Genomic DNA, 25,096 nt, shown 5'->3' with positions numbered 1-25,096 from the left:
GTTTGCTATACTGTCATAAGCAGTATGAGACAAAGAGCAGAGTATTGGTTGCGGCTGGTTAATGTGTTCGTTGCTCGTCACACTAAACAGGTGTATTGGGTTGGTGGTGTGTTGGCGGCCGTCATCGTAGCCCAATTTGCGTACCCGGCAAACCGAACGCTGCCATTTGTGCGCCTAGATGACAAACGAGTTGGCTCGCAGTCCGAAAAACAGATTTCACAAACGCTCATAGACCAGTACAGCAATGTCCCGCTGACGCTTCATGTCGAAGGACCCGCTAAAGATTTGTCGCGGAAAACAACCATTGCGCCAGCCGGCTTGCAGCCAGATATTGACCGCATACTGAAAGAGCTCAAGTCCTATCCGTGGTGGCAGCGGCTGGTGCCCTTTAGCGGGCTTGCAAAGGGCTTGACGAAGAACCAGCCTATTCGCGTAACTTTTGACGAACAGCGTTTTAAAGAATACGCCAAGGGCGAGCTTGCGGCCTGCAAGGTAGAACCAAAAAACGCAGGAGTTATGGTTACGGATGGTGCAGTCGTGCTCGACGTTGCCAAAGACGGACAGGAATGTCAGCCAGATGTGTTACGCGGTGAGCTAAAACGTCTTTCGCTGGAGCCAAAGGGCGTTCATGCCTACATAGACGCAGAAACGGTGAAGCCGCTTCGCTCCGACAAGGACGTAGAGGGCAAGTTAAAAGAGGCTCAGGCCCTGACCGAACGTAAAATTTCGCTGAAACTTGCCGATACCGATTATCCGGTTTCCAAAGCAACGCTCGCGTCGTGGCTGGTTATTGCCGAAGACCCAAGCGACAAAAAGAAGCTGACGGTAGACGTCGACACAAAACCTATTCGTGACTACCTGAGCGAAATGCAAAAGAAAATATATATTGCACCTGGTATTACCACGGTGCGCACCACCGACGGTGTAGAAACAGGCCGGACTGAGGGTGCGGTGGGGCGGGGACTTAACTTTACCACAACCTCTGAAGCGCTTAAAAAACAGCTGCTTAGTGGCGACGGTGTGGTGACGGGTGAACTCATCTCGCTTGCTCCGCGGGTAACATACCAGCGTTCGTATTCGCCGACCCGCGCGGGTCTGCAGGCTTTGCTAAACGACATCGTGAAAGACAAGGGTGACTATGCCATATCAGTGCGCCTGAGTGATGGCAGTACGGTCAGCGCCAACGGTAGTAAGCGCTACCATCCGGCGAGTACGTATAAAATGTACGTTGCCTACAGCTTTTTGAAGCGGATTGAAAACAGTACATTTAAGTGGGATGACCCCGCTACGGCCGGCAAAAATATGAGTCAGTGTTTTGACGTCATGATAATCAACTCCGACAACACCTGTGCCGAGTGGCTGGGCGACAAGATTGGCTGGTCGAACATACAAAACGAGGTGCGCGCCTTGGGATTATCAAACACCAGTACAATACGCGGGGCGATGTATTCTACTCCCGACGACGAAACATTGTTCTTGCACAAACTCCAGTACGGCAACATCTTAAATACGCCGGAGCGCGACAGGTTGCTCGATGTTATGAAGCGTCAAGTGTACCGGCAGGGTATACCGGCGGGTGTGCGAGTAACCGTGGCAGATAAAGTTGGGTTCCTCGACGGCAAACTGCACGATGCGGCCATAGTGTATGGCAGTAAAACGTACATGCTCACCATAATGTCACAGGGGAGTTCGTGGGCGCAGGTTGCGGATGCGGCGCGCCAGATTAACGAGCAGCTGAATAGAATGTAGGGCTCATTGAAACTTTTTAGGGTACTTTCCTCGAAGGAGCGTATCTGTTACTTTACGGCGTCGTCGTAATTTTATGCCTCTATGGACTCGGTGCATTGTTCTGAGATGACTAATACTACCATCTAACGTATTCGTCGTGTTTGGTGGGTTATCGACCGTGTGGCAGGTAAACAAATTCGGTAGATTTGTCTTGAGGCTGCGGTAAGCTGCTCTAAGTCTTCTGTGAGTGTAGCTGGTACTCCCATCGGGGTGAATCGTTTTCTCTTTCAGGAATGTGTCCCATGTATGATGCCACACTCCAAGCCATGCCCGGAACGAGGCTTCGTCGGTCAGCGTCAAAAGATCGACGATGTCTTTGAGCTTTCTAGCGGCATCTGTTTTGGGATGCTTTGTCAGATAGTTCCGAATAGTCTTCTTCTGATGGAACTGGCAGTACTGCACCGGAGCAAGGCTAGAAAGAGCTTTGACAACGCCTTTACGACCATCAACCACAAAGCCAGTGAATACCCAACCCGCTTCTTGCATCAAACGGATACCTCGTAGATACTCCTCGACAGTTTCGTACCGAATATCGTACCAGAGAAGATTACGTCGTAGCTCAGGTGAGCGGAAGATAAGGGTACCGTCACCGCGTGAACGGAAGTAGGCGTCGATAGCGAGTGTAGTTGAGGTGGGTAGTAATTCCTGGTACGGGAGCGTCTGTGGGATGTTGTAGACGTCAAGCTTCGCTCGCATGGCCGGAACACTGACACGAAGCTCTTTGGCCAGCTGCTCGACTGTTTGCTTTCCCCAGACATACCTATCCCAATGCATGAAGGCAACCGATGAACGTATCTGTCTGCGTTTATCTTGAAACTTCTTGCGGCAATCCCGACAAAGGTACCGTGGACGCCCAGACTGCATCCCTACATGATTAATCCGTATGCTATGACAATGAGGACATCTTTTTTCATGCAATCAGCATGACAGAAAAACGGTGAAAGAGTACCCTAAAATCTTTCAGTTAGCCGAATGTAGCGTTATTTGCTCACGTTGAATTTGAACTCAACAACGTCCTCTGGCTGCATAACGTAGGTTTTGCCCTCGGTGCGAACCTTGCCCGCTGCTCGAGTTGCCTGCAATGACCCTGCGGCTATGAGGTCTGGGTAGCTCACTATGTCTGCGGCTATGAAGCCGCGCTCAAAGTCACCATGGATGACGCCGGCAGCCTGTGGTGCAGTTGCGCCGCTCGAGATTGTCCAGGCGCGGACCTCTTTGTCGCCTGCCGTGAGGTAGCTTTGCAGGCCTAGTGTCTTGTAAGCGGAGTGTATGAGCTGGACAAGGCCAGATTGGTGCGCGCCGTAGCTTTCAAGCAGCTCGCGGCGGTCGGCTTCATCGAGACTTCGCAGCTCGTGTTCTAGCTTGGCACAGACCAAAAGAGCAGGGGCGGGCATGACGAGTGCTTTCACCTGGGATGCTGTATTTTCATCTGTTAGCTTCACTTCATCTACGTTGAACAAATAAATTATGGGCTTTAGCGTCAGAAGTTGTAGCTCTTGGCGTAGCCACGGGCAGAACTCATGATTCATTATTGCTTCGTTTGCCCAAAGCGGTGTTCCGCTGTCGAGTGTTGCCTTGACGAGTTCTACAAACTCGATGAGGGTTTTTAGTTTTACGTTTGCTTTGGCTTCTTTTTCGAGTCGTGGCAGGCGGTTTGTGACGGTTTGGAGGTCAGCCAGAACCAGCTCGGTATTTATGACGTCTATGTCCTTTGCGGGGTCGTGTGCGTCATCGACATGGGCCACATTTGGGTCCTCAAATGCGCGTACCACTTGCACAATGGCATTGCAGGTACGAATGTGCGAAAGGAACTGGTTACCGAGGCCTTCGCCTTTGCTTGCGCCCGCCACCAGCCCGGCAATGTCCACGAACGTTACCGTAGCGGGCTTGATGGGTGCATTTCCATATAGCTCGCTGAGTTTCTGAAGACGCTCATCGGGTACCGGCACAATGCCCGTGTTTGGTTCTATGGTAGCGAAGGGGTAGTTTGCGGCCAAAATATTGCTGTCGGTCAGCGCGTTAAACAGCGTCGATTTCCCGACATTTGGCAATCCCACGATGGCTATACTTAGCATTTAACCTAATCTCCGACTGATTAGGCTGGTCACCACATTGGGTTGGAACGCCAGTATTGCTATAGTTAACATTTAATCCAACATCTCCATCTGCTAAAACAGGTATGTAACCCCGAACCTTTACTTCCCGCTGCGTAGCAATTACTTTACTAACAACTTTCTGAACAATCTCTTTTTTGCCAAGATAGTCTAAGTTCTCTGTTAATTTTATCATGCCTTCAACAAGTTTCTCTAGTGCGTAAAAATGTGGGTCTGACTCTTCACATGATGCTTATAGTTTGATATAGTATGAGAACATGCTACAAGGTACAAATCTAGCAAATGATGGCTCGCGCATAACCGTAAGTGACCAAGGCGGACGGCCAAAACATAGTCGTCGATATGTAGGGTTACTGCTCGGCATACTTTGTTTTGTGGTAGCTCTTCCTTTGGCTATTATAGGGTTTAGTAAGCTTACAAATAGCTCTTCAACGAACTCCCCCAAAGAACATAAGAAAGTCAAAATCAATAATTCATTACCTGCCAGCCAACAAGCAGAACAACAAATGTACAATGGTAATTACGATGCAGCACAGGAATTGCTCAAGGCGGAAGTTGCTAAAACGACCGATTTAGCAAGCCAAACAAAACTTTATGCGCAGCTCGCAACGAACGGGATAAATAGCAAACAATTCGCGGATGCAAGATTGTATGCACTTGAAGCTGAGCGATTAAAGCCTACACCGGGAACGGCTCAGTTGATAGGATATGTGGCCGAAAAAGCTGGAGACAAATCCACGGCGCGCAAATACTACGAACTAGCTCTTAGCCGTTTAGACAAAAACGACCCAGCTTATGCTATTTCTGCTGGGGATTACGAGTCTGCACTGAAGCGAGTTTCAAAATAATATGAAATATCACTTTAACAAAAAAAATAGCATATTCATAAGTGTATTATTCTGTGCGTTTTTAGCGCTACTGCTGTTTGCTCCCGGAAAATTTTCTGCACAAGCTGCAGCATACAACCATTACTGTAAGGTACTATCAAATCCGTATTCTCCAACGGATCTTTCAGTGAATACCGATCCGGTTGATGCCAACTGTGAGCCTGGCGGGCAAGACGATTTAGCTCTGACTAGCGTCAGTGACAAAACAACATTTATCGCCGCAATAGAAGATAAACTAGTAAATGGATACGGCTTCCAAAAGATAGGTGCGCAATACATTATTGGCGGTATTGGCAATGATGCCAATGCAAGCTGGCAAGTACGCGTAAACAATCCTAACGTCACAATAACCATAGAAGACTATGCATACGCGACAAACTCAGCGTACTATAATGTGGATAATCGTGTTGTAACATATTCTCACTCAGGAGTCGAACCTTCGATAGTCTTTCGGGTAGATGGAGTCATTGTTTATGCCATTAAAATTAATTGTGGCAATCCACTCGGAAATCTACCTGGTCTCCCTGTAGACCTGTGCCCTAATTTACCTGGCAATCAATCGGCTATACCATTTGGCTATGTCAAAGACAGCAACGGTGACTGCGACAGGCAACCGGTTAGTAACATCGGTACGGGCAGTTGTTTATCGAGGACAGTAACCGCCACAGCTAGCGATCCTGATTACAGTGGTTCAATTACAGTGGAAGTATGGGGAGACGGACCACCAGGTTCGGGAAAGTATTTAGGTTCCGCCATAACTTCCGGAGGAAGCATTACTTTTGTTGACCCTAACCCCGCGAAACTCATTACGTCAGGGAGGAGCTATTACTTTCGGGCAGTAGGTGTCAATACAGCTGGGAATCAAAATGGTGTTTATACCGTTGCAGGTCCCTTAACATTGCCGTCGTGCAACTCTTCTTCTTGCGGCTTACAAACATTTGCGTCATCCGGCATGATAGTTGGGCTGCCTCATTCGTTTGAAGTGAATGCACAATTAATAGCCTGGACCACACCACCATATACAGCCGGTACCTCGCCAGCAATGTATTTACAGATTAGAGATCCCTCTGGAGCCCTGGTATTTAATAATGCCAGTGTAGCGTATTCCGAGACAGGAATAATGCCAGCTTTTCTCAGATATACTTATACCTTCACGCCGACGGTTGGTGGCATATACACAATGGTATGGGGACTAAGCGGAGCCGGTTTGAACATATCATGTCCTGCGTCTGGAGGTCCTGTGACTAATACAGCCATGTATGCGCCGTATTTTTCAGTAACAGGCGGAGATATTTTGTCTGGCGGTGACATTCAGTCATGGAATGGGGACAATAATCCTGCATGGGGGATTGGGTACAATGGGGCAGGGACTAACCTCGCCGCGCTTGCGACCGGAAGTATATCTAATTTTGTGACAGGCATAAGTCTGCCCGGAGGCGTCAGTGCACAATCCGGTCATGGTTTAGCTTTTGCAAACACAACGTTTGGCGGAGGTACGTACGGAGGAGGATACAATGTACCAAATTACACGCCTCCCGTGCCGGTTTCATCGGCGACTGCTAGCCCCGGTACGTTGGATGTAGGGTCATTTGCGCCAGGCGACTACGACCTGACGTATAGTGGTGATTTAACGATCTTTGGCACGCTTCATCCCGGAGTTAGGCTGACTATCAATCTGACCAGCGGTAATCTCTACATTGCTAATCCGGGTATATCATACGGCATATATAATTCTGCTGCCGACGTCCCCAGGCTCAATGTATTTGTTTTGAACGGAGATATATTCACGGACAATGATGTTAATACAATGCGAGGAGTGTATTATACTGGAGATAGCGACGGAAATGGCAGCGGTGGGACATTCTATAGTTGCTCATATGGTCTCGGAAGCGCTGTTAATTTGCAGACATCAGCGTCGGGATATAGTGATTGTTATCACAAGCTGACTGTCTATGGTGCGGTTGTAGCAAAACGTCTAGTCCTCAATAGAACCTGGGGAAACTTAGGTAGTTTTAAAACCGCAAGTGCGGTGCCGGCAGACCCAGGTGAAGAATTCATTTACAGCGCTGAGCTGTGGATGAGCCGAGGCGGTAGTGCGTCCGGTATCGGTCCAGTCAAATATGATTCATACGTTAGCCTGCCACCAATATTGTAGGTTGTACTTTAGGCTTAGCATATGTCGATTAGGCAGGTGAGGCTTTGCGCCAGGTATAGACATACTTTCATCACCAACCTTGCCACTTACAGCGGATTGTGCGTTGGTATCGAATGTACGTCATGGTTTACCAATTCATTACCCCCACGAGTTTCGCACTAGCCAGCCTGCCTCCCAGCGAAGCTGGCCGCACTGCCGGCTTCTTAGGCTCCTGCACATTTTTCCTCTCCAGTACTCACTCGCCGTACCTCAGTACGGCTCCCTCCGTGCTTCGAGGAGAAAATGCACATGAGCTCAAAGTGCGAAACTCGTTACCCCTTGAAATTTCTCTTGATACCGAATTCGACACCAGTTCTTAGGGTATAACTATCTCCCTCAGGAGCTCATGCTTAGTGTTCATGACAAGATGACAAACCACTTTACCTAAAGCACTTGTGGTTAGATAGGAGTTTCTTTATAATGATGGATAATTATGAGTATATTGAGTGGGGTATCATCATTCTTTGGGCTTGATATCGGAACGACGGGTATCAGGCTGGTTGAGTTACGGGGATCTGGTGCTAGTAGGGGGCTTGTAAAATATGCGTATGTGCCAGTCGATGCAAAAGTGGCACAGAGTGATAGTAAGGCCGATCAGCAGAAGCTTGCTCAAATCCTTTCAAATTTAGTGTCTGAGGCTCGCTTATCTACGCGCAATGTCGCGGTGGGACTTCCGAGTAGCCGCGTCTTCACTACGGTCATCGACTTTGATCGAATTCCAGAAGGCGAACTTGGGAAGGCAATTCGCTACCAAGCAGAGTCGCTTATACCAACACCCCCTGCAGAGAGTAAGATTGACTGGGCTGCACTAGGCGACTCGCCAAAGGATCACACGAAGATTGAGGTTTTGCTCAGCAGCGTCTCGAATAACCTTGTTGAGCAGCGACTGGATATGATCGAATCAATAGGCCTTAATGTTATTGCATTTGAGCCTGATAATCTAGCGATTTCACGATCACTCATTACTTCCGATACCACGGCTCCCCAACTAGTAGTTGACATGGGTCACTTTAGCACTGATCTTGTGATAACTCTAGGAGGGGCGCCGAGACTAACCCGTTCAATTCCCACTGGCGTGGAGGCGGTTATTCGTTCGGCAACACAAAACCTGAATATAGATGATAAGCAGGCTCAGCAGTTTGTGAGTAAGTTTGGTGTGAGCAAGGATAAGCTTGAAGGACAAGTGTATCAGGCAATCATTGGCACAATAGATTTGCTCGTCAGCGAGATAGATAAGTCAGTCAAGTTCTTTCAGACACGTTATGCTGATACTCCCATCGAACGCATGATTGTTACCGGAGGTGCTTCCACAATCCCAGAATTTCCCCTCTATATGGCAAATAAATTTGGAGTCAATGTAGAGATCGGTAATGCTTGGCGTAATGTTGCCTTTGCTGCGGATAGGCAAAACGAACTGCTTGCAGTTTCGAACCAGTTTGGTGTGGCAGCTGGTCTTGCGGAAAGGAATGAATAATGGTACAGCTTAATCTATTGCCGGATATAAAGCTTGAATTTGTAAAAGCGCGTCGTACAAAATACCTCATGACATTCATTTCATTGGTTGTGGGTGGGATTTCCTTGGCTGTCTTTCTGTTCGCCTTCTTTTTCGTCAATGTAGTTCAGAAAAAAAGTCTCAGTGATCTGGATAGTGATATAAAAACGTACCATACTAAACTAAAAGGCTTTAAGAGTTTAGATAAAATACTCACGGTTCAGAGCCAACTTAACACCTTGACCAAGCTGCACGTACAGAAGCCTGTCGCCACCCGTTTGCTGTCATATATTTCGCAGGTAACTCCGGCACAGGCTTCCTTAGATAAACTTGATATAGATTTTGCCGTACAAACCATTTCAATATCCGGTAAGGCAGACAATCTCGATACCGTAAGCATCTATACCGATACCCTGAAGGGTACTCGGTATAGACAGTCTAAACCGGCTTCATCATTGGAGCAGGGTAAAGACTTATGTCCAAATTTGGACGGTGAACAAACAATAATTCCCGAAAATACAGTTGTTGATTCAGAAGGGAATTGTGTATCAGTGAAACGAGCGTTTAGCGAGGTGGTGTTAAAAAGTTTCAAGCGCGATGAAAAAGGTGCGAATTTTACTATTACGCTGAAATATGATCCAGCGCTTTTTGATGTTTCGTATGACACTAATTTGCTGGTACCAACAACAACCCCAACCAACGAGGGCAACTTATTTGGAGGCGAAAATTAGATGGCGCAATTAGTAACAGCCAAAAGGACATTAATCGATAAGGCTAATACGACGGTCGTCATAGTTGTAAGCGCTGCCACATTCTTATTGGTATTTTCGATTATTGCAACGAAGTCATTTATTCAGCAGGCTCAATATCAGGACAAGGTTATTCAGAAAAAACGAGTCGCTGTAAGAACATTAAAAGAAGACATAGAATCGACAAAAAAATTGCAAGCATCATACATAGCTTTTACGACTACTTCAACAAATGCTATCGGCGGCATATCGACTGGTTCCGGGAAGCAGGATGGCAATAATGCAAAAATTATTTTAGATGCTTTGCCTAGTACGTATGATTTTCCAGAACTGACGACGAGCCTTGAATCGATTCTATCTGATAAAAATGTAAAATTTAATTCCATTAATGGCACTGATGATGAAGTGACACAGTCGGCGAATCTGGTGAGCTCTACCCCTGAGGCTATTGCCATGCCCTTTGAATTTACCGTCTCAGGCCAGTACGATAACATCAGAAATGTCTTGACTGCACTTGAGGGTTCTATCCGTCCCATGCAAATCAATTCACTCAGTATATCAGGTAATCAAGATGAGTTAACCCTTGGCGTAGTGGCGCAAACATACTTTCAACCAGCGAAGTCACTGAACATGAGGAGCGTTATCGTAAAATGAAGCAAAAAGACATTGCCGTTATCATTGTTGTAGCAATATTCAGTGCGGTTGTATCTTTATTGCTATCAACAAAATTATTGATTTCGCCAACGAATCGCCAGCAAAAGGCCGAAGAGGTCGATAAAATCTCAACGACATTTAACCTGCCAGATGAACGCTTTTTTAATGAAGCTAGCATCAATCCAACTCAACAGGGTCAACTGGGCGATAAGACAAATCCAAATCCGTTTAATGGCGTCAACAGATAGGAGGGATACTGCTCCATGAGTGTTCTCTCGGCGACCACACAGACTCAAGTCGAAGATAAGCTCATTGAGGATAACGTGCTCACGCGGGCTGATTTGGCTGAGCTAAAACAACAGTCAAAAGATACCGGAACACCGTTATTTGGTTTACTGGTGACAAGCGGTAAGGTTACGAATGAACAGTTGACAAAAACGACTGCACATGTTTCGAAGATACCATATGTGAACTTACTTGAGGCAAAGATTGATTCTAAGGTGCTCGAACTGCTGCCACAAGATACCGCTGAGCGGTATATGGCGGTTCCTCTGGGTGAGATGCAGCACCGCCTTGTGGTTGCTATGCTGGATGCCGATAATGTACAGGCCGTTGACTTCCTGAGTAACCGGATTAATCGACCGCTGAAGGTATATGCAGCAAGTGAAGAAGGTATACGGCAGGTGTTGCACCAGTATTCGGCACAGCTGTCGGACAATCTTGTGGATGAAATTGGTAAAATGGGCGACGTTCTAAAAGCCGATAAGGCTGTTCAGGACGAAAAAAACTCACAGAAAACGGCTGACAATATCAAAACAATAGTGCAAGACTCACCCATCAGCAAAGCACTTTCAACTATTTTAGAATACGCTGCCAAAAATAGAGCAAGCGATATCCACATAGAGCCGCTCAAGGAAAGCCTAAAAATCCGCTGTCGGATTGATGGCATCCTCCGTGAGATTATGACCCTGCCAAAGTCGACCGAACCGCCACTTGTGTCCCGTATTAAGATTCTTTCTAATCTGAAAATCGATGAACACCGCATTCCGCAAGACGGTGAATTCACCGTCAGTGTTGCCGGGAAAGACATAGACTTACGTATCTCGATTAGTCCGGTTATATGGGGGGAGCAGGTTGTTATCCGGTTGCTGGATAAAAGCGGTACCAGTTTCCAGCTTGAGGAAATGGGATACCACGGGCGAAGCCTCAGGGCTATTCGGGCGGGTCTTGAACGCACAAACGGTATGATACTAACTTCCGGGCCAACCGGTTCAGGTAAGTCAACTAGCCTCTACGCACTTTTACAAGAGGTGAAGAGCGACGGAGTCAACATTGTGACTCTTGAGGACCCTGTTGAGTACAAGATGGATGGCATAAATCAGATTCAGGTGAACGCCGATGTTGGCCTGACCTTTAGTAGCGGCCTTCGCTCAATCTTGCGCCAGGATCCAGATATTGTTATGGTGGGCGAGATTCGCGACAAGGAAACGGCGGAACTTGCAGTCCAAGCCAGCTTAACCGGGCATTTGGTCTTCAGTACGCTTCACACCAATAGTGCTGCCGGAATTTTGCCTCGTTTGCTCGATATGGGTATCGAACCATTCCTTATCGCAAGTACGGTGCATGTGGTGATTGGCCAGCGCTTGGTGCGTCGCATAGGCAAAAACAATGAGCAATACCAATCGAGTGCTGTCGAGACCGCGGCAATAAAAGCCGCTCTTGGCAACTTTTTGCCTAAAGATGCGGAGCATATGGCTGAAGTTGCCGCAGACCTTGGCTATGAAAGCTTGCCATTGGCTGGTGATACCGCTTATACTTTAACCAAGGGCAAAGACAGCCCTGGTTCCCCGGGTGGCTACAAAGGTCGCATGGGGTTGTACGAAGTCTTTGAGGTAAGCGAAGCGGTGCAGCAGCTTATTTTGAAGCGAGCAACAAGCTCAGAGATTCAGGCGCAGGCAGAGAAAGAAGGCATGGTTACCATGCGCGCTGACGGATTTTTGAAAACACTCGCTGGCCAGACTACCGTGCAAGAAGTTAACCGGGTTGCATCAGCCGACAGCGCATAAATCAAGAGTTAAGAAATAAGAGATACGAGATAAGAGAGAGGGTGGAACATGAGAGTCAAGGTTCAAGAACAGAGAACAGAGGGTAGAATTTTCGGGACCAAAACAATGGATTTGGCTTTCTCTCGCTTGCAGCAGTGGGGGGTAAACTAATGAGCGGACAACCACGAATAGAAATACTGCTTGAAGAAGTTGTTAAGAAAAAAGCCTCAGACCTCCATCTACAGGTTGGCTTACCACCAATGTTACGCGTAGACGGTTCGCTTATACCTGTTGCTGCCGCAGACATTCTCACTGAGGAAAGTGTTGAAACCCTGATATTTGCCATACTAGACGAAGACCAAAAGCAGATTCTCTTAAAAGACAAAGAATTCGACTTTAGCTTTGCGTTTGGCGACCTCGGACGTTTTCGTGTCAACGCCTTTCATGAACGGGGTAACCTGGCGGCAGCCCTACGACTTATTCCAAACGAGATGCTAACTATTGAGCAGCTCGGGTTGCCGCAGATCGTCTCGAAGTTTGCTGAATATCCGCGTGGCTTAGTGCTGGTCACTGGGCCAACTGGTTCGGGTAAGTCTACTAGCTTGGCAGCACTTATCCATAAGATCAACATGGAGCAAGGGAAGCACATTATTACCATCGAAGACCCCATAGAGTACACGCATAAAAGTAATAAATCCATCATCGTACAGCGCGAAGTGCACTACGATACGTACTCATTCAGTGCAGCACTTCGTTCCAGCCTACGCGAAGATCCAGATGTTGTGCTAATCGGTGAGATGCGCGATCTCGAAACCATAGCAAGCGCAATAACCATTGCCGAAACGGGTCACCTTGTCTTTGCGACGCTTCATACCAATAGCGCCGCCCAAAGTATCGACCGCATGGTCGACGTTTTCCCGCCGCACCAACAGCCGCAAATTCGCGCACAACTAAGCAACATCCTCATGGCCATTTGTAGCCAAAGGCTTATTCCTGCCATTGGCGGTGGTCGTATTGCGGCTGCCGAAATTCTTGTGGCGACTCCTGCGGTTCGCAACATCATACGCGAAGGCAAAACTCACCAACTCGATGCTGTTATTCAAACCGGTGCGGAATTTGGTATGCAGAGTATGGACAAGCAACTTGTGCAACTTATTCACTCAGGAACGATTAGCTATGACGAAGCTCGCAACTATGCCATAGACATTGATGAATTAGACAGATTGATGAGGGATTAATGCTAACATATAGCTACACAGCGCGTAATCCGCAGACCGGCAAGCAGGTGAAAGCAACGGTTCAGGCAGACAGCGAGGCTGCTGCCGCAAAATTAATTAGCGCCGAAGGACTCGTTCCTACAGATGTAACCCTCGAATCCTCCTCTCCTGGAATGAATTTTTTCAAGGGGCGTATAAAAGCTAAAGATCGAGTGCTTTTTAGTCGCCAGCTAAGCACGCTTATTAATGCAGGCCTGCCCCTGCTGCAGGCGCTAAGGAGCGTAAACAGCCAGGCGACGAGTAAACCGCTCAAGGTAGTGTTGAGTCAAGTCATTGGAGATGTTGAAGGTGGTGGCACGCTTGCGGCCGCTATGGGGAAATTTCCGCGCGTTTTCAACCCTGTTTATATTGCGTTGATTGCGGCCGGGGAATCATCGGGAACGCTCGATCAAGCTCTTGACCGTCTTGCCGTACAACAAGAGAAAGAAGCTGACCTGAATGCAAAAATCAAAGGTGCAATGATATATCCTCTCGTTGTTGTATTAGTCATGATGGCAGTTGTGGGATTTATGGTGGTGAAGGTGTTGCCTCAGGTAAAAAATATATACGACGGTATGCAAAACGCTCAGTTACCGCTAATTACCAGAGTCCTACTAAGTATTTCTGATTTTACCATCCACTTTTGGTGGGTTATGCTTTTGGCGTTCGGTTTCGCAATTTTCTTTACAACGCGCTGGGCGCGCACTGGCCCAGGCAAAGAGGTGATTGATAAACTGAAAATGAGCGCATGGCCCATAGGAAGCCTTTTTATGAAGGTCTACATGGCCAGATTTGCGCGTACGGGCACAACGCTAGTATCTACCGGTGTTCCGTTATTGCAGATGCTCAGCATTACCTCTAAGGCAGTCAACAATGTGCATATTGAAAAATCAATCATGAGAGCTTCGGAAAAAGTCAAAGGAGGCAAAAGTCTCGCCGATAGTTTAGAAAATGATCCGCACTTTCTCCCGCTGGTGCCGAGTATGATGCGTATTGGCGAGCAATCGGGTGCACTTGAGCAGATGATGGCAAAAGTTGCTGATTATTACGAAAAAGAAGTCGATACAGAAGTGGAAACCATATCCTCTATCATAGAGCCCGTCATGATGGTGTTACTTGGAATTGTCGCATTCATCATAGTTGCCGCAGTTCTTCTGCCCATCTATGGATTAGCGGGAAAGAATGGGTTGGGTGGTGTGTAAGATATTTCACAGAACGGTCTTACTGCAGCGTGCGAGACTCAATACATGAATATCACCTATTGCAATATGCTAAACCATTCAGTATTATTTGAAGCATAAGTAGAATTAAATAAGCAAAGGGGCACTTGCTATATGCAAAAAACTACACAGCGATCTAAGCAACAGGGGTTCACAATTATTGAAGTGTTGATAGTACTAGCTATAGCCGGTCTTATTCTGCTCATTGTCTTCCTGGCGGTACCGGCATTGCAGCGGAATAGTCGGAATACTGCCATTCGGAATGATGCGTCCAATGTTTTGAGCGGTGTGAATGAGTTTCAGGCCGCGAACAATGGTAAGATGCCGTCAAATATCCCCGATCCCGGCGGCGCGACAGATGTCGTCATTGGTAACACTCCTGACAGTCCGGTGACATCTAAGGTGAGAGCCGGAACACAAATTCGGTTTAATGGGGCAGATCCCTCGGCCATTGCGGATACGGGTATCATAAATATTCGAATAAACTACGGCTGTAATGCAAATACACCTACCGCCAAACCTCGTGCTGTGGCGGCTACCTATGTCGTCGAGACTGGTGGCACCGGTGTCGCTCGTCAGTGCACAGAGAGTTAGCCTCGGTTACAATTGCAATCCGTCGGTAGTTACAAGAGCGTCCTGAGGGACGCTCTTGTGCGGTGAATAGCCACAGGCCAGCAAACTTGCTATTATGATTGAAATGGTTATCGTTTTATTTTTTTTCGGGTTATTGTGCGGAAGTTTTGTTAATGCCCTCGTTTGGAGGCTGCATGCTCAAATTAATCCAACCCATAGAAAGAATAATTCGAAACGTGCAGCCAGGCATCGGAACGCAAACTTATCAATCTGGACCGGGAGGAGCGTGTGTACGCGCTGTTACCATGTATTGGCTGCTAAAGATCTTATCCCGCTCGTTAGCTGGCTGATGTTACATGGGAGATGTCGGTATTGCCATAAAACTATTTCTCGCCAGTATCCTCTGGTGGAATGTTTCACCGGCTTGCTATTTGTTGGTTTGTTTTTGTGCTGGCCGTTTGCACTTCATGGGATTGGTTTGGTTTTATTTATCTTTACGCTCATTTGTAGCGTACTGTTTGTTGCACTAGGGGTATATGATTACAAATGGTACATTCTACCCGATAAACTAGTCTTTACTCTACTCGGGGTTGCTATCTTGCAGGCAGCTGCAATGAGTATACTTCACCGAGAGTGGCGCCTGCTTATTGATCCTGCTCTAGGTGGGATACTATTGTTCGGATTGTTTTGGTTTATTTATCAAATTTCGGACGGGCAAGGGATTGGCGGGGGAGATGTCAAATTGGCTTTGCCGCTCGGTATCATTGCAGTCAATCCAATCAAGGCGCTGCTGGTGCTTTTCTTCGCATCGATGCTGGGCACTCTAGGCAGCATACCTTTGCTAAAACAGGGAAAAGCAGGTCTACAAAAGCACATACCTTTTGGGCCATACCTCTTAGCAGCCTGTATTCTGGTAGTACTTTTTTCAGACCGTATCGGCGAGTGGTATACCAGCTCTCTATTGTGAAAGAATAATTGTCTGACCCACACTCACTTTTTTGACACATAACAAAAACGACCCTACAGTTTTGGTTACAAAAGCTAAAACAGAAAGGTCGTTTTCTAATGACTACACTACAAAAGATGGCAACTGCTGTAAAGCGGCTGCGTGCGACATACATCCCAAAAGCTAAGGCTCGTCGCTTCTTCCTCGGAGTTGAACAGTTTTCCCTTCAGGAGTTCTGTTCGCTCAACGCTGCTGGTCGAAAGCTTGGGCTGAATCGCTGGACTGGAGAAAACCGCATTCGTCGGTTAGTTACTGACGAGGAACTGCCAGTGCGCTTGCAGCGATTGTTGGTTAGCGAAGCGTTAGCTTCGCATACTGGTCGGTGGTACTGCTCTCTGGACCACTCTCAATTCGGCCCGTTTTGTATCGCCATCTTGGCGGTGTCGCATCGCAAGGGTCGAGCTATACCCATTTGGTGTCAGGTGAACCTCAGCGAAGCAGCTCTCATTGCGCCACTTCTAGTGGCGCTGGAGGGACTGTTCCATTTCCTTCAAGTTAATGCACCAGATCTGCAACTGGTACTTGTCATGGATCGCTGGTTTGCTAGTGACAAACTGTTCACTTTGTTTGCCCTGTACGATGTGCACTTCATCGCTCGTACCAAGAGCGACAAGCTCGTTCAGCTTCCCTGGGATCCCAGCTGGTGGAAGGAACCCATCCATGACATTAGTCATGAGGAATTACCCATCACGTACCATACACATAAGCTCCGACTTATTCGTTCGGATTACAATCCGAACATGAAGGATCCGGAGCCCTGGTTTTTGTTGACCAACCTACCGAGCGAGGGAACAGAGGCCCTCACCAGAAGACAAGTCCTGAACCGTTACGCAGAAAGGTTCGAAATTGAAGAAGCCTTCAAGGATGTGAAGTGGTTGCAACGATTGGAGTGGCAACGAGTCAGAAAACCACAAGTCATCCGTAACTTGCTGCTGTTTGTCTTCCTCGGTTGGTGGTTACTGTGGCGCTATGCGGTCAAAGTACTACCAAAACAACAGCAGAAGATTCATCCCAAGAAACGACTGAGCTGGTTCAAGCAAGCCTGGGAGTATATGCAACGGCTACTACGTACGCCGCTGCTACCACCGATACCGGTGGCTCATGTACGGGGAGGAGGAAAAAAGTGAGTGTGGGTCAGAATAATTGTCTATTACCATATCGCTTATGCTATACTGGGCGTATGATTAGGGGTGGCGATACCACACCGGCACAGGGTTTTACTGTTGTTGAAACGCTTATTGTCCTGGCTGTGACAAGCGCACTGTTCCTCAGTGCGGCTATACTAATAAATGGTCGGCAGCAGAAGACTGAGTTCGCCGTTGGCATACGCGGTCTCCAGCAGCAAATCCAACAGAGTATAAACGAAACACGAACCGGAAACTACCCATCAGCGGGCGGCTTTACCTGTACGGATAGCGGCCCACACAATGTTACAATTACTGCTTCGGTGGGCAAAGAACAGGGGACAAATGGCGAGTGTATTTTTGCAGGAAAAACACTAGTTTTTGACCCGGCAGATCATCCGAATAGCTTTTTTGTTTACTCGCTCGCTGCACGGAGGCTCATAAGCGGTCAAGAGGTTAAGTATGCGGCTGATGCAAAAATTACTGCCGTCGCCCCAACGAGCTCCAACCCGTCCATCCCAGATTTGACAAACAAAATTGATATACCGAATAGTATTGAGTACGTAAAGGGAAGATCTGTCGGTGCTGGTGCTTGGAATACAAATGTCCAATCATTTGCTCTGTTGTCTACATTTGCTGATTTCCAGTCGGTTGGAAATGGATCCGGGGGATCCCAGAAAATAAGACTTGCTGGATACGGAGCATGGAACCCATCCGATGAAGTAAACAACATCAATAAAGAGATGAACAACCCGTATGCCAACAGGTACCCTGCGTTTGCGAATGGCATTGAACTTTGTTTTAAGAGCGGGGGTACGAATCAGTCTGGCCTAATCACCATTTCCAATGGGTTAGAAGTGAAGCTGAGCATAAAAAATGGGACTGGGTGCTGAAACAATGCGTGTTTTTAAAGCTCATGCGCGAAGGAAGCAGGCAGGCGATACCATTGTCGAGGTGCTGATAGCGGTTGGTATTGTGAGTATGGTGCTTGTGAGCGCCTATGCGGTTACGAATCGTAATGTTCGCGCATCACAGGAGACCCAAGAACAAATGTATGCCCAAAAACTTGCCGAACAACAAGCCGAACTATTGCGCTCAACTAGTATTTCGTCTGGTGGCGGCTGTTTTAATAGTACTAATGTGTTCGTTATTTCGGCGCCTCATAGTGCGGCTTGTGAACGGAGTAACGGGGGGGCTAAATACGGGGTATCTATTACGAACTCTGGTTCGCGCTACAAGGTAAACATCGACTGGGTGACGCTAGGAGGTGGAACCTCGAATGTAACAATATACTATTGGACGGCAGGGTGATGAAACGTTTACGTACTATCCAAAGTGACTTGCGGGGATTTACGATAACGGAAATGATGATTGCGACGATGGTGTTTTCTGTTATCTTGCTCGTTATCTCTATGGGTATTGTGTCTTTCAGCAATCGTTACTATAAAGCCTCAAACCAATCAACAACACAAAATACAGCTCGATCAATCATTGATTCTATAAGCCAGGCTATACAGTTTGGTACCGCAAATGTGTTCCCAAGCGGGGTAAATAACTATTTTTGCGCTGGTGGAAATCTATTTATGTTTGATACCACAGGGGCAATGTATACCGGCTTAGCAGGCCAAAGAGGGGTATATATGGTGCCAATGGATGGAATAGCGATGGCGGGTAGCTTATGCCACAATCAGTCTTTGCTTTCTGGCCAGCAGTTACTAGGCGAACGGATGCGCATAACACAACTTTCGGTTGTACAGATACCTGCCGTATCAAATATGTATAGCATAAGCATCTCAATCGCATATGGTGACAATGATCTTCTGTGCGCCCCGTCCACGCACCCATCGAGTTGTGATTCAACAGCTGTTACGCTGACAGATGCACAGCTACGGGCTTCGCCAGATGTTACCTGTAAGGGCAGAACCGGATCGCAGTTTTGTGCAACAAGTCGATTGACGACAACTGTTCAAAAAAGGGTGTAAAAAGCACGGGGGTCGTGTACAATGAAAGTAACCATGAGTAGCTTAGTGATAAAGGACGATAAAGGACTCGTTTCGTTCATGATTACCATCATCATGATGCTTGTCATCACGCTCATCGTTATTGGCTTTACGCAGGTCTCGAATCGTAACCGTAGGGAGTCGCTTGATCGCCAGTTGAGTACTCAAGCATTCTATGCTGCAGAGTCTGGCGTAAACGAGGCGCTCAAAGTGCTTCGAACGAGTCCAACTGCAGAACAGAGTATTTGTGACGGTGTTGTTTTCCCCGCACAATCATTGAGCGTAAACCCATCCGTCAAATACACCTGTGTTCTTGTCGATCCATTTGTGCCAGATATTATCACTGGCCTGAATGCTATGTCCTCGACGGTTTTCCCTTTTGATACAGTTGATGCTGGCGGTAATCCAGTAGCTACAACGAGATTAACATTCAAGTGGTCCCAGCCCCAAGGTGGTCCGACATCAACTGCCGGTTGTCCTCTTGGAAGCGGTCAATTCAGATCGTCCATAAGCTACAGCTGTAATTATGGGTTACTTCGGGTGGATATCGTCAAAGCACCGTTTAACTTTTCGGGCGGCGCTGCATCTCTTAATGCCTTGACTTCTACATTTTTCTTGCAACCTACAAGAGCTGGTGGCGGGCCGGCCTCGTATAGCATCGGTTCATCGAACGCGTATATTATACCTTCGCCCTGTGTTGCTGCAACCGCATCTTGTACGGCATCAATTCCACTGAGTGCTGGTTCCCAGGTAGCAAATTATAACGCGCGGTTTACCATGTACTATCGTGACGCAGAGACAGTCACGATTGATGCATTTAATGGTGCCACATCCCTTGATTTCAAAAATGCACAAGCAAGCATAGACTCCACCGGTAAGGCGATTGATGTTTTGCGTAGAATAAAAGTTCGCGCTCGGTTAAACACGCCAGACCCGACATTACCCCCCGGCGCAATACAATCCCAATCCAGCGTGTGCAAAAGATTTACGGCTGCGCCGGGACTGTACGCGTCTTTCTGCCCATAGCACTTTTCTGTGGGAATCTCGTGGGCTAGGCCATTCCTGTATTGTCTTGTCGCGATGAAGGCTTTGATGATTCATAGCCTCTGGTTATGCCAAGTTCGGATTAAGGAAATATTACATATGGTGGAATTTTTCGTGGACGGCTTTTAGGTGTGGGTCGGTGACGTGGGTGTAGATTTGCGTCGTAGAGATGTTGCTGTGGCCGAGCATGGCTTGAACTGAGCGCAGATCGGCACCGTTCATGAGCAAATTTGTTGCAAATGAGTGGCGCATGGTGTGTGGGCTGACGTGTTTGGTGATGCCGGCGAGTAGGGCGTAGTGCGCGACAAGGCGCTGGACGCTTCGAGCGGTGAGGCGATGGAAATTACCGCTGCGGTCAACAGTTTTCCGGCCACCGTAGCGCATAAAAAGCGGTTTTGTTGTATCGGTACGCTTGTCGAGATACTGCTGAAGCCAGTCGGCTGCCACTGCGCTAATGAAAATGGGCCGGTCTTTTTGGCCTTTTCCCCGTACCATGAACTCGCGGCGTTTGAGGTTAATGTGATCGCGGTCGAGCCCTACAAGTTCAGACACGCGCAGGCCTGAGCTAAAGAGGAGCTCCAGGATTGCTCTATCGCGTAGTCCGGCCACTGTGTTCGAATCGGGCTGGTCAAATAGACGCTGGAGTTCTTCTTCATTTAGGAATGTCACTTGGGGTCGTTTCGTCCGGGATAGCTCTATGGTATCTGGTGCCATGCACTTCATTTCGCGTTTATGACAAAATTTTAGAAAGCTACGCAGGGCAATGAGGTGGTAATTTAGCGTTGTTTTTTGTAGCTCATCGTTTACATTGGTACCAAGTCGGTTCAGCCACAATCGCCATTTACGTACCAGTTCTTGGTCTATATCCTGCACGGTGATGTCACCGGCGTAGTCGGCAAGGCGCGTTAGGTAGTGGTCGTAATTGCGAATCGTTTTCTGCGAACGGTTTTGTTCAATCTCAAGATATTCTAAAAAATCTGTTTTAGCTTTGATAAACTGCATACGCTTCATTGTACACCAGATTGTGCGACGTTGGCAGCAAACAGCTCATCTGTTACAATGCTAGGAAAAGAAAGGATTCTATGGAACAAACCCTCGTTGTTTTTAAACCAGATGCCGTCATGCGCGGCGTGGTAGGAGAGATTATGACGCGTTTTGAGCGCGCCGGCTTCAAGATAATTGGCATGAAGATGGTGCAGCCCGATCATGACCATTTTCATGGGCATTACGAAGGCATTGGTACACTCAAAACACGTAAGGGCGACGAAATTTTTGAAAGCCAGCTTGCAGCTATGGAGGTTGGTCCGGTGATTGCTATGGTGCTGGAAGGTGTTGAGGCAGTGGAGTTTGTGCGGAAGATGGTTGGCGATACGCAGCCAAAAACCGCGCTCCCTGGCACGATTCGCGGAGATTACGCCCATGTTACTTACGGTCAGGCAGCGTCGGCAGGGTTTGGTGTGGCAAACCTGGTACATGCCTCGGCAACTACCGAAGAAGCCGAGAAGGAAATAGATCATTGGTTTAGTGATAGTGAACTTTTTGCCTACGAAACGGTACACGAATTCTTCACGCAGCCGCGCAAAAAGGCTAAGTAACCCTTTATAATTGAGCACTTATTGTGCTCACAAGTCCCGATAGTTCAACGGATAGAATAACTCCGTCCTAAGGAGCAGATGTTGGTTCGGCGGACGAGGAACGGAATCAAATACATGCTTGCATGTATTTGACGAGTACCGCAGGGAGGAGTGCGCTGTAAGCGCGCGTATCCCGGCGTAGCTGGAAGCGAACCGGTGCTATGATAAGATTATGGTGTGTCCCGATAGTTCAACGGATAGAATAACTCCGTCAAATGCACCCCATGAAATCTGGTGATTTCATGGGGACCCCGCTAGAATACATATACGCCCCGGTAGCTCAATGGATAGAGTAGCTCCGTCCTAAGGAGATGATATAGGTTCGATTCCTTTCCGGGGTACCAAGCGACTCACCATGAATACAAAACCATACGATGTTATTGCATTTGGAGGCCTGTACCTCGATATTAACACCTCTGGATTGCCATTTGACCACAGTGGCATACCGGTCGAAACTGAGATACTCGGTAGTAAATACGTAGCCCTACCAGGGGGTTCTGGGGTTAATTTTGTTCGGCGACTGCAGCGTTTTGGGCTAGCGGGTTTATTTATTGGCATGAAGGGGGGTGATGCTACCGGAGCGCTGGTTGAACAACTTCTTGCAGATGAACGTATAGCCGCTTGCCTTATTTCTGATGAAGGTGCTCAGACAAATGTTGGTCTAAATATGGTTAGTAACGATGGCGACCATGCGGTGTTCAGTGTGGGGAGCGCAAACCAAGCTCTAACGGCTCAATTGCTACTTCCCGAGCTCGCAAAAGAACTCACCAGTGAAACATTCTTGTATTTTGGTACGTTATACAAGCTAGACGGACTTTCGGCTCATTTTATGGACATTGTTGCGCTGGCGAAAAAGCAGCAGACGACAATGGTAGTGGACCACGGCAGAATTACACCCGGCGTGCTGGCAGAGCGGTACGAACAAGTCAGAGAAGTGGTGTTGGCTGCAGACTATTATTTACCGAGTAAAGCCGAATTCCTCGAGACTTGGGAGGTCAGTAGTATCGAAGCGGGGCTTCGCATGTTGCAGGAGCGAGCACCGCAGCTCATAACAGTAGTTAAAGATGGTTCCCGTGGAGCGCACTATCTAGAGGATGGTATGGTAAAAACCGTACCTGCCGTAAAGGGCATCCACGCGGGTAACGTCACAGGCGCCGGCGATACCTTTAACGCAGGCTTCATAGCTGCCCTGAAACAGGGTCAAACATTTTCATTGGCCGTAGCACATGGTTGTGAAGTAGCGGCTGCGCACATAGCAAATCAACTCCCTTAGGGGCGAAATCTGCTACAATACGCTTATGGCCAAAGAAAAACTGGCAAAGCTAACAGCGGCAGGTCGCGCAAAATACTTTGAAGACCAAATGGATGACGAAGAGGTGCTGTACGTGTTTCGCAAGCACCCGATTGTGATGCGGAAAGGACTTGTGATTGGGTCACTTGGCCTGCTTGTCGGCCCTCTATACACACTTATACTGACATACACCCAGCCAAACAATCCGCCGAGCATGACATTTTTTTACGTGAGTTTTCTTGCAAGTGTTGCGCTGAGTGCACTCCTGTTTTTCCCCTCCTGGATGAGCTGGCACTTCAGTGTGTTCATAGTAACAACGGAGCGGTTTATTCAGATAACGCAAAAAGGGTTTTTCCACCGGAGTGTTGTCGATATGGGTCTGAACCAGATACAGATGGTTAATTATGAAGTCAAGGGGCTGCAAGAAACGCTTCTGGGGTATGGTACTATAATGATGCAAACATTCGTGGGGGACCTGCTGATTCACTATATACATCATCCAGCAAAAACCCAGAAACATTTGCTCGAAATACTGCGCAAAGAAGGGGTGGAAGCGGCCGGTATGCCGCAACACGAGGTATAGTCCATATGAAGAAGTTGTCGCTAAAGAGGGGTGTGAAAACGGGTCGCACAAAAAAAGTGCGCACTATTGTGCCGCAGGTGGCCCAGCGCTTCCGCAAGCCCACACTGCAGCAACAGACAGAGGCGGCTCTGAGCAATGTTCCGCGTATAACAAACGAAACTGTTGCGGAGCATAGGGAAGAGGTTCTGAAGGGCGCCCGTAAATATAAGTACCCTTTGGAGCATTCAAAACACCGTATCGTCATAGTATCTTCCGTCTTGCTGGTAGCTGCACTGATAGGATTTTTTGTCTATACCGGCCTGAGTCTGTATAGGTACCAGTCAACCTCTTTGTTTATGTACCGCGTTAGCCAAGTCCTTCCGCTTCCCGTCGCAAAAGCGGGGGGTAGATGGGTCTCGTACGAAAGTTATCTTTTTGAGCTAAGGCGTGTTATGCACTACTACGAAACACAACAGCAGGTAGACTTTACGACAGATACTGGAAAGCGACAGCTCGAGACGTATCGACCGCGTGCATTAGACCAGGTGATTGCGTTTGCATACGTGAAAGATTTGGCCGCACAGAACAACGTTCGGGTGGCCGAGCAGGAGGTAAATGATGCCATAGCCGTGCTACGAACGCAGAACCAGCTTGCAGCAGGCGATGATGAGCTTGAAGCCGTTATGCAGAAGTTCTTCGGCTGGTCATTAGGAGATTTACGACGCCAGCTTCGTGACGAGCTTCTGGCGCAAAAGGTTGCGGCTAAGCTTGATACAGTGGCGTTCTCAAAAGCCCAAAATGTAGTGTTACAACTAAAAAACGGAACTGACTTTGCTGCTCTTGCCGCCCAATCTTCAGACGACGCAAACACAAAAGCGAATGGTGGCCAGTACACTGATGCTGCCATCAGTATGAAGAGCCAAGAAGTTCCACCCCGGGTGGTACGTGAGCTGGGTAAGCTTCAGCCTGGAGCGGTTTCGGGTATTATCACAACTCCAACTTCGTTTGAGGTTGTAAAACTGCTGAGCAAAGAAAATGGTGCTTATAAAGCGGCACATATACAAATAACGTTTTCCCCCATAGAATCTTTTGTTCAGCCCTTACAGAAAAAGAATCCACCCAAAAAGTTTATAAAAGTAGAACTCCCGAAATAGTTGCAATTTTATTGCTAGCTTGGTACACTGACCTCTGTTAGTTTCGCTCTGTCTACTGCGTAGCAGGGGAAAAGAACTGCCAGGGTTGATATTTGCCTTACCGGCTCTGTGCAAAGTGTGATTTCCAAAACTCCAATCCAAGGAGCGAAGCGGATGAATGGAGTTTTGAGAGGAGTGGCTGGCTGAGGTTGTAGCTCAGTGAAAGAAGCATTTTGCTTGTTTCACTGTAGCGGAAACCATTGCCATGCCGCGACGAGCGCCCGTAGTGAAGAGGCCTATCACGCCTCGTTTGATCCGGAGGAGATCGCC

General features: G+C 47.8%; 25 protein-coding genes and 1 tRNA gene. 22 read left to right on the top strand and 4 right to left on the bottom strand.

Going from position 1 to position 25,096, the window contains the following annotated elements; all coding sequences use genetic code 11:
• Positions 1-24 precede the first annotated feature (24 nt).
• The gene (locus IPP75_03650) at positions 25-1,749 is read left to right on the top strand and encodes a serine hydrolase (protein QQS68990.1); all 1,725 of its coding nucleotides are present in this window, start codon (positions 25-27) and stop codon (positions 1,747-1,749) included.
• A gap of 3 nt (positions 1,750-1,752) precedes the next feature.
• On the opposite strand, the gene IPP75_03645 is transcribed toward IPP75_03650, so the two are convergent.
• The 3 genes from IPP75_03645 to IPP75_03635 all read right to left on the bottom strand — a co-directional run bounded on the left by IPP75_03645 (position 1,753) and on the right by IPP75_03635 (position 4,077).
• Positions 1,753-2,652 carry a hypothetical protein gene (locus IPP75_03645; GenBank protein QQS68989.1) on the bottom strand — a complete coding sequence of 300 codons (900 nt, stop codon included), beginning with the start codon at positions 2,650-2,652 and terminating at the stop codon, positions 1,753-1,755.
• A gap of 116 nt (positions 2,653-2,768) precedes the next feature.
• Positions 2,769-3,863 (bottom strand): redox-regulated ATPase YchF, encoded by a 1,095-nt coding sequence (gene ychF, locus IPP75_03640; protein ID QQS68988.1) that lies wholly within the window; start codon positions 3,861-3,863, stop codon positions 2,769-2,771.
• Positions 3,808-4,077, bottom strand: a complete 270-nt coding sequence (locus IPP75_03635) for a hypothetical protein (protein QQS68987.1) — start codon at positions 4,075-4,077, stop codon at positions 3,808-3,810. Before IPP75_03635 ends, ychF begins: the two co-directional genes overlap by 56 nt.
• Positions 4,078-4,159: 82 nt before the next feature.
• On the opposite strand from IPP75_03635, the gene IPP75_03630 reads away from it, so the two are divergent.
• The 16 genes from IPP75_03630 (at position 4,160) to IPP75_03555 (ending at position 20,128) form a co-directional block, all read left to right on the top strand.
• Positions 4,160-4,750: a hypothetical protein gene (locus tag IPP75_03630; protein QQS68986.1), complete on the top strand. Its 591-nt coding sequence runs from the start codon at positions 4,160-4,162 to the stop codon at positions 4,748-4,750.
• A gap of 166 nt (positions 4,751-4,916) precedes the next feature.
• On the top strand, positions 4,917-6,944 hold the full coding sequence (locus tag IPP75_03625) for a hypothetical protein (protein ID QQS68985.1): 2,028 nt from the start codon (positions 4,917-4,919) through the stop codon (positions 6,942-6,944).
• A 472-nt stretch (positions 6,945-7,416) separates the two neighbouring features.
• Complete coding sequence (gene pilM / locus IPP75_03620; protein ID QQS68984.1) at positions 7,417-8,457, top strand: type IV pilus assembly protein PilM; 1,041 nt, start codon at positions 7,417-7,419, stop codon at positions 8,455-8,457.
• A complete protein-coding gene (locus tag IPP75_03615; protein ID QQS68983.1) occupies positions 8,457-9,206 on the top strand; it encodes a PilN domain-containing protein in 750 nt (249 codons plus the stop codon). Before pilM ends, IPP75_03615 begins: the two co-directional genes overlap by 1 nt.
• On the top strand, positions 9,207-9,878 hold the full coding sequence (pilO, locus tag IPP75_03610; GenBank protein QQS68982.1) for a type 4a pilus biogenesis protein PilO: 672 nt from the start codon (positions 9,207-9,209) through the stop codon (positions 9,876-9,878). It abuts the gene before it with no gap.
• Positions 9,875-10,126, top strand: a complete 252-nt coding sequence (locus IPP75_03605) for a hypothetical protein (GenBank protein QQS68981.1) — start codon at positions 9,875-9,877, stop codon at positions 10,124-10,126. Before pilO ends, IPP75_03605 begins: the two co-directional genes overlap by 4 nt.
• Positions 10,127-10,141: 15 nt before the next feature.
• Entirely contained in the window at positions 10,142-11,944 is a 1,803-nt protein-coding gene (locus IPP75_03600; protein ID QQS68980.1) for a type II/IV secretion system protein, read from the top strand.
• A 149-nt stretch (positions 11,945-12,093) separates the two neighbouring features.
• Positions 12,094-13,161: a type IV pilus twitching motility protein PilT gene (locus tag IPP75_03595; protein ID QQS68979.1), complete on the top strand. Its 1,068-nt coding sequence runs from the start codon at positions 12,094-12,096 to the stop codon at positions 13,159-13,161.
• Positions 13,161-14,381, top strand: coding sequence for a type II secretion system F family protein (locus IPP75_03590; GenBank protein ID QQS68978.1), 1,221 nt, complete (start codon positions 13,161-13,163; stop codon positions 14,379-14,381). Before IPP75_03595 ends, IPP75_03590 begins: the two co-directional genes overlap by 1 nt.
• Positions 14,382-14,513: 132 nt before the next feature.
• Positions 14,514-14,993: a prepilin-type N-terminal cleavage/methylation domain-containing protein gene (locus IPP75_03585; GenBank protein ID QQS68977.1), complete on the top strand. Its 480-nt coding sequence runs from the start codon at positions 14,514-14,516 to the stop codon at positions 14,991-14,993.
• 94 nt (positions 14,994-15,087) lie between these two features.
• Positions 15,088-15,939, top strand: coding sequence for a prepilin peptidase (locus IPP75_03580; protein QQS68976.1), 852 nt, complete (start codon positions 15,088-15,090; stop codon positions 15,937-15,939).
• Positions 15,940-16,037: 98 nt separating this feature from the next.
• The gene (locus IPP75_03575; protein ID QQS68975.1) at positions 16,038-17,105 is read left to right on the top strand and encodes a transposase; all 1,068 of its coding nucleotides are present in this window, start codon (positions 16,038-16,040) and stop codon (positions 17,103-17,105) included.
• Positions 17,106-17,158: 53 nt separating this feature from the next.
• Positions 17,159-17,995, top strand: a complete 837-nt coding sequence (locus IPP75_03570; GenBank protein ID QQS68974.1) for a type II secretion system protein — start codon at positions 17,159-17,161, stop codon at positions 17,993-17,995.
• Between the two features lie 4 nt (positions 17,996-17,999).
• Positions 18,000-18,413: a hypothetical protein gene (locus tag IPP75_03565; GenBank protein ID QQS68973.1), complete on the top strand. Its 414-nt coding sequence runs from the start codon at positions 18,000-18,002 to the stop codon at positions 18,411-18,413.
• Positions 18,413-19,084, top strand: coding sequence for a prepilin-type N-terminal cleavage/methylation domain-containing protein (locus IPP75_03560; protein QQS68972.1), 672 nt, complete (start codon positions 18,413-18,415; stop codon positions 19,082-19,084). Before IPP75_03565 ends, IPP75_03560 begins: the two co-directional genes overlap by 1 nt.
• Positions 19,085-19,117: 33 nt before the next feature.
• Positions 19,118-20,128 (top strand): pilus assembly PilX N-terminal domain-containing protein, encoded by a 1,011-nt coding sequence (locus tag IPP75_03555; protein ID QQS68971.1) that lies wholly within the window; start codon positions 19,118-19,120, stop codon positions 20,126-20,128.
• A gap of 111 nt (positions 20,129-20,239) precedes the next feature.
• On the opposite strand, the gene IPP75_03550 is transcribed toward IPP75_03555, so the two are convergent.
• A complete protein-coding gene (locus tag IPP75_03550; GenBank protein QQS68970.1) occupies positions 20,240-21,148 on the bottom strand; it encodes a tyrosine-type recombinase/integrase in 909 nt (302 codons plus the stop codon).
• 80 nt (positions 21,149-21,228) lie between these two features.
• Here IPP75_03550 and IPP75_03545 point away from each other — a divergent pair, with 80 nt between their 5' ends.
• The 5 genes from IPP75_03545 to IPP75_03525 all read left to right on the top strand — a co-directional run bounded on the left by IPP75_03545 (position 21,229) and on the right by IPP75_03525 (position 24,787).
• Positions 21,229-21,741 (top strand): nucleoside-diphosphate kinase, encoded by a 513-nt coding sequence (locus IPP75_03545; protein QQS68969.1) that lies wholly within the window; start codon positions 21,229-21,231, stop codon positions 21,739-21,741.
• A gap of 308 nt (positions 21,742-22,049) precedes the next feature.
• Positions 22,050-22,124, top strand: a tRNA-Arg gene (locus IPP75_03540).
• Between the two features lie 11 nt (positions 22,125-22,135).
• Positions 22,136-23,053 carry a hypothetical protein gene (locus IPP75_03535; GenBank protein ID QQS68968.1) on the top strand — a complete coding sequence of 306 codons (918 nt, stop codon included), beginning with the start codon at positions 22,136-22,138 and terminating at the stop codon, positions 23,051-23,053.
• Between the two features lie 25 nt (positions 23,054-23,078).
• Positions 23,079-23,654: a PH domain-containing protein gene (locus IPP75_03530; protein ID QQS68967.1), complete on the top strand. Its 576-nt coding sequence runs from the start codon at positions 23,079-23,081 to the stop codon at positions 23,652-23,654.
• Positions 23,655-23,659: 5 nt separating this feature from the next.
• Positions 23,660-24,787 carry a peptidylprolyl isomerase gene (locus IPP75_03525; GenBank protein ID QQS68966.1) on the top strand — a complete coding sequence of 376 codons (1,128 nt, stop codon included), beginning with the start codon at positions 23,660-23,662 and terminating at the stop codon, positions 24,785-24,787.
• Positions 24,788-25,096: the final 309 nt, after the last annotated feature.

It is taken from the genome of Candidatus Saccharibacteria bacterium, assembly GCA_016700375.1.
Lineage (GTDB): Bacteria > Patescibacteriota > Saccharimonadia > Saccharimonadales > UBA4665 > JAGXIT01.
The sequence above is the reverse complement of the archived record's forward strand: the minus strand, read 5'-3'. Positions and strand labels throughout refer to the sequence as shown.